Below are 2,705 nucleotides of genomic sequence, written 5' to 3' on the forward strand. Positions count from 1 at the left end.
TAACGGCGTCCATAAAATCTATGGAAAACTATTAATTTTATAAGGTATGGAGCGAATATATTTTCGATTTTAGAATAAATCAATACAATTTTTCTAAAATAGAAAAAAAATTTTAGTGATAGATAAATAGTCTACACAAAAAAGTAGTTTAATTTTCATTTCAATGTGGAGAAAATTCTGTATGAAGCAGTCTAAAAAAGCTTTTAAAATATTTTCATCATTTACAAATGAGCAAAAACGGGTGGTTATTTTTCATCTGCTTCTTGCAAAGATTGTAGAAAAGAAATGACAGCTTTTCTATGTTCTGGCTTTGCTGAAGAATACAGTTTCAAAAAGTAATCATCACAATTATCGGGTATAAAATGAGGGGGGAGAGCTTTAAAAAATGAAGTTAATCTAACGAGTTCATCAGCGGATATGTTTCTACTTTCTTTATCATCATCAACAGAAAGCATCTTAGATACAACAGATGTGTGAAGTCCCATATGTTTAGCGAGTTCAGTTCGGGACCCATGACCCATTGTTTTAAGTCTTTCATTTGCCCAAACTTTTATTTCTTTTTGAATATCCATACTTATTAATATTCCTTTTGTTTAAAAAAATATCAACATTTCTATTTTAGAAAAAATATTGACAATTTTTCTATAATCGAATACATGCCCATTTGATAAATAGAGAAATAAGATGAATATCAAAAATTCAGCAGCTACGATTATAAAGTATTTAGGCGGTGCAAAACGTGTGTCGTTGATTTCTCGATGTCATGTGTCTGCTATTTATAAATGGGCTTATCCTTTTGAAAAGCGTGAGGGGAAAGGGGGCATTATACCAGCTAAATATCAAGTTATTCTTTTAAACTATGCACGTGAGCATAACATAGATTTACGTCCAGATGATTTTTTTTATCCTGATCGCTTGCAGTTATTAATGCAAGAGCAACGCCCCCCAATTACAAAAATTTGCAAGAGCAGCGGTGTTGATTACACCGGCGAGACTTTAGCAGTCTTAAGGAGATGATGATGAAACCATTCGCGTTTCATCATGAGCTTATAATGGAAGCGTATAAACAAGCGCATAAAAATGATGATGGCAAGCCTCGTGTTGATCTTATACCTCCGTCACAATTGATGGAAATAGGTCGCGTTCTCGAATTTGGAGCAAAGAAGTATGGAGCAAACAACTGGCGTAAAGGCACGCCTTGGAGTCGTTTTCACGGTGCTGCCTTGCGTCATTTGTTATCATGGTTTGATGGCGAGGATAAAGACAGCGAAAGTGGTTGTTCACACCTAGCCCATGCTGCCTGCTGTATTCTTTTCCTTATGGAATTCGAAGCAAAACAAATTGGTTATGATGATAGACCAAATAAGAGAGCATATCAATATGAGTAATGTAATCCTTTGTTTGGACTTAGGAACAAAGACTGGGTGGGCGATACGCGGTGGGGATGGGCATATCATTAGTGGTACCATTCATTTTCAACCCCGTCGTTTTGAAGGCGGTGGCATGCGTTTTTTACGCTTTAAGCAATGGCTTTCAGAAATGAAGTCGACAGCAGGGGGCATTGATGAAGTTTATTTTGAAGAAGTGAGGCGTCATTTAGGTACCGACGCTGCTCATATATATGGTGGCTTGCTAGCGACATTAACGTCGTGGTGTGAACACCACCAAATTCCTTATGAAGGTATCCCCGTTTGTACAATAAAGAAAGCGACGACGGGGAAGGGGAATGCCTCGAAAGAAGAGATGATGAGTGCAATGCGTTCCAAAGGTATGCACCGAAAGATGATAACGAAGCAGACGCTTTATCAATTTTACATTTAATAATTAAGGGAAAGGGAAAAGATAATGGTAAATAAGTTACAATGGACGAGGCTTTTTGCAGACCAGTGGATAGTTAAACTTGTTAATTTACCTGGAATTGAATGTAGTATCTATGTGCTATTGCGATTGAAAATGTTGCATACTGGAGAGCCTCTTTTAAACAATCTTAAGATTTTATCTCGTTACACTGGTTATTCAGTAAAAAGATTTGAGAAAGCATTAGATTTTTTAATAGATGCGGGCTACATCATAGTTTTAGAAGATGGTAACTTATGGGATCCAGAGGTTGCGAAAGAGCTAAATAGTATTGAAGAAGATCTCGACTGCTTTGATGAAGATTTAGACAATCTTACCTTGCATGAAAACATGGGGGGGTAAAGATTATGTCAAATAAGTTGGTTTGGGTTCGCAGCTTTCCGTCAGATTGTCTTGCAGAAACTAATGGTATGAAAGCATTTCAAATAGCGACATACGTTACATTGAAATGGCACATGCGTAAAAATGGAGAACCCATTTTTTATGATCAAGACAAATTAGCGCATAGCGCAGGCTGCTCAAAAAAGTTATTTAATAAAGCATTAGAGTTTTTATTACGTGATAAGAAGATCATTTGTTTGGAAGATGGACGTTTGTGGAGTTTACAAGTTGAAGAGGAACTCAATAACTCAAATGAAAATTTAAACAAGTTTTCAGAAAGAGCGCAGAAGGCAGCAAAGGCAAGATGGGACAAGTCTCAAGATAACAATGAGTATGATGCTAAGCATGATGCTAAAAGCTCTAAGCATGATGCTAAAGCAATGCTAAATGATGCCAATCACAACCACATATATAATAAAAAAACTAATACTATCGTATTAGCAAAAAAAGAAATTGATGAGAGTTTT

At 36.2% G+C, this 2,705-nt stretch carries 4 protein-coding genes and 2 pseudogenes; 5 read left to right on the forward strand and 1 reads right to left on the reverse strand.

Features of this window, described 5'->3' with window-relative positions; genetic code table 11:
• Positions 1-245 precede the first annotated feature (245 nt).
• Positions 246-572 carry a helix-turn-helix domain-containing protein gene (locus BN67_RS11100; protein ID WP_019224142.1) on the reverse strand — a complete coding sequence of 109 codons (327 nt, stop codon included), beginning with the start codon at positions 570-572 and terminating at the stop codon, positions 246-248.
• Positions 573-684: 112 nt separating this feature from the next.
• Between BN67_RS11100 and BN67_RS11105 the strand changes: the two genes are divergently transcribed.
• The 5 genes and pseudogenes from BN67_RS11105 to BN67_RS11125 all read left to right on the forward strand — a co-directional run.
• Positions 685-1,017: a hypothetical protein gene (locus BN67_RS11105; RefSeq protein WP_019224143.1), complete on the forward strand. Its 333-nt coding sequence runs from the start codon at positions 685-687 to the stop codon at positions 1,015-1,017.
• On the forward strand, positions 1,014-1,388 hold the full coding sequence (locus BN67_RS11110; RefSeq protein ID WP_019224144.1) for a dATP/dGTP diphosphohydrolase domain-containing protein: 375 nt from the start codon (positions 1,014-1,016) through the stop codon (positions 1,386-1,388). The genes BN67_RS11105 and BN67_RS11110 overlap by 4 nt, the downstream gene beginning before the upstream one ends.
• A pseudogene (locus BN67_RS13100) lies at positions 1,381-1,856 on the forward strand (crossover junction endodeoxyribonuclease RuvC). Before BN67_RS11110 ends, BN67_RS13100 begins: the two are co-directional and overlap by 8 nt.
• Positions 1,846-2,199, forward strand: a complete 354-nt coding sequence (locus BN67_RS11120) for a DUF1376 domain-containing protein (RefSeq protein WP_019224145.1) — start codon at positions 1,846-1,848, stop codon at positions 2,197-2,199. Before BN67_RS13100 ends, BN67_RS11120 begins: the two are co-directional and overlap by 11 nt.
• 5 nt (positions 2,200-2,204) lie before the next feature.
• A pseudogene (locus tag BN67_RS11125) lies at positions 2,205-2,705 on the forward strand (DUF1376 domain-containing protein); the annotation flags it as partial.

Origin of the sequence: Bartonella rattaustraliani AUST/NH4 (genome assembly GCF_000312565.1) — a bacterium.
Taxonomy (GTDB): Bacteria; Pseudomonadota; Alphaproteobacteria; order Rhizobiales; family Rhizobiaceae; genus Bartonella; species Bartonella rattaustraliani.